This window comes from Halalkalibaculum sp. DA384, assembly GCF_043951955.1.
Lineage (GTDB): Bacteria > Bacteroidota > Rhodothermia > Balneolales > Balneolaceae > JAMQKA01.
The window spans coordinates 1-1,342 of record NZ_JBINJE010000095.1; the positions used below are offsets into that span (position 1 = coordinate 1).

The 1,342-nt window shown below is 51.1% G+C and carries 1 protein-coding gene; it reads right to left on the bottom strand.

All coding sequences use genetic code 11. The annotated features are described in order from the left end of the window. Window positions 1–57: 57 nt before the first annotated feature. The gene (locus ACG2E4_RS18400) at window positions 58–1,281 is read right to left on the bottom strand and encodes an IS256 family transposase (protein ID WP_395277503.1); all 1,224 of its coding nucleotides are present in this window, start codon (window positions 1,279–1,281) and stop codon (window positions 58–60) included. Window positions 1,282–1,342: the final 61 nt, after the last annotated feature.

Here is a 1,342-nt window from a genome sequence, read left to right on the forward strand (position 1 = left end):
GGTAGTGTAAACTAAACTCTGTCCTGTTATATTGAACCCCTGATGGGGCTAGCCCCATCAGGGGTTGCGATTCAGATCCAGCGGTAGCCGGTCTCCAAATCTAATCGCCAGCTGCTGAACAGTCAATGCCCAGTTCTGCAGCGGGGATGTCCATTTCTTTTCGATGTTTCTTGTTGCTAGGTACACCAGCTTAAGCAAGGCCATATCACTGGTAAAGGCCCCCTTGGTCTTGGTGACCTTACGGATCTGCCGGTGGTAGCCTTCCACGGCATTGGTAGTGTAAATCAGCCTTCGAATTGGTGGCGTATACTGGAAGTAAGTAGTTAGCTTCTCCCAATTGTTTCTCCAGGAATCGATAACTACCGGGTATTTGGATTCCCATTTGCCTGCCAACTCCTCCAGGGCCATCTCGGCCAGATCTTTCGTGTCGGCCCGGTAGACGCACTTTAGCTCCCGCATGAACTCCTTTTGGTCCTTGCTGGCTACGTACTTTAGGGAGTTACGGATTTGGTGGATTATGCAGCTTTGGACTTCCGCTTTGGGATACACGCTGCCAATGGCTTCGGTAAATCCACGCAGGTTATCCGTACAGGCGATCAAGATGTCTTCCAATCCTCGATTTTGCAGGTCAGAGAGCACCTGCAGCCAGAAGTTGGCTCCTTCACTCTCGGAGATATAGGCGCCCAATACCTCCTTGTAGCCATGCCGATTGATGCCGAGGATATTGTAGAGTGCTTTGTGTTGGACTCGTCCTTCCTCGCGAACTTTGTAATGCATGGCATCCAGCCACACAATACAGTATACCGGTTCCAAGGGCCGGCTCTGCCAGGCTTTGACCTCCGGAATAACCCGGTCGGTAATTTGGGAGAGCACGGTGTGGGAAAGCTCGGTATCGTACATCTCGGCGATATGATCTCGTATGTCCCGCAGGCTCATTCCGAGCCCGTAGAGGCCGATAATCTTCTCCTGCAGGCTGTCTGCCAGCACCGTCTCGCGCTTTTTGATCAGCTGTGGGTCGAAGCTGCTCTGGCGGTCCTGCGGAGTGTCGATCTGGAAGGACCCAGCCGAGCTTTTGATGGTTTTGCTGCCCTTGCCGTTCCGCTTATTACCGGCTTTGCGTTCGGTCTGGTCCAGATGGGCATCCATCTCGGCCTGCAAGGCCGCTTCTATAAAGCCTTTGAGCATCGGAGAGAAGGCCCCATCTTTTCCAAACAACGACTCTCCAGACTTTAATTGCTGGAGGGCCTTTTTTTGCAGGTTATTTAATTCTTCTTGTGTCATAATTGTCTAAGTTAGTGAGATTTGAATTACTAAACTTAGACAGAGTTAGATTTACACTCTC